A 773-nucleotide genomic window follows, 5' to 3' on the forward strand; every position below is an offset into this window, starting at 1 on the left:
ACGCCATTAACGAAGCATACAGCACCTTTTTCCCTGACTCTGCGATATCCAGAGCGGTAAGTTATATGCCCGCTCGTTCTGTGATGGTAGCAGAAGGTTTACCTATGAATGCCTTGGTACAGATTGATGCGACGGTCTCTCACGGTGATGGTACGCCTCCTCAAGCGGTTGAAGACCGACATGGTATTGTGATTAGAACAAACAACACTGGAAAAGCTCCAATTCACGCGTTATCGACACAAACTGTCGCATTTTCGCATTACAATAATCTATCAGCGCAGTTGCCGATTGACCCAATTGCAAAAGCTATCGTTACGGTTGGCGCAAAAGAGCAGGCGATGCAGTGTTTGGATAACTTAAAGGCGATCATAGAAAGTGTCGATCATGTGATGGATGATATCGTTAAGATAAACATTCAACTTACGGATATAGCGGATCTGGACTCAGTCAATAGAGTTTACGCAAGTTACTTTGAAGAAGCGCTTCCAGCGCGAACCGTGGTTGGAGTTTCCTCGTTACCAATTGGTGCGCTAGTGCAAATGGATGCGATTGTATCGAATGGTGAAGGTACTCCGCCAAGCACGTAAATCGGAATCGATTCAAGAGCAGGATAATTGACAGGTTCTGTTGCAAATTCTAAGACGCCAGACGAGCGTTCAAAGATGTTGTTTTACTTACAAAAAGAAGGCCATACCTTACCTGTTGTGATAGCGGTATTACGCAGTTTACAAAACTGTGGTCGTTTCTAATTGACCGTTACACCTAGTATAAAC

The 773-nt window shown here is 44.4% G+C and carries 2 protein-coding genes; both read left to right on the forward strand.

Features of this window, described 5'->3' with window-relative positions; all coding sequences use genetic code 11:
- The coding region (locus OU793_RS24725) for a RidA family protein (RefSeq protein WP_274647930.1) at nucleotides 1-587 on the forward strand (587 nt) is incomplete at its 5' end.
- A gap of 27 nt (nucleotides 588-614) precedes the next feature.
- The gene (locus OU793_RS24730) at nucleotides 615-749 is read left to right on the forward strand and encodes a hypothetical protein (protein ID WP_264402420.1); all 135 of its coding nucleotides are present in this window, start codon (nucleotides 615-617) and stop codon (nucleotides 747-749) included.
- The last annotated feature ends 24 nt before the right edge of the window (nucleotides 750-773 follow it).

It is taken from the genome of Vibrio sp. VP6, from assembly GCF_028823755.1.
Taxonomy (GTDB): domain Bacteria; phylum Pseudomonadota; class Gammaproteobacteria; order Enterobacterales; family Vibrionaceae; genus Vibrio; species Vibrio parahaemolyticus.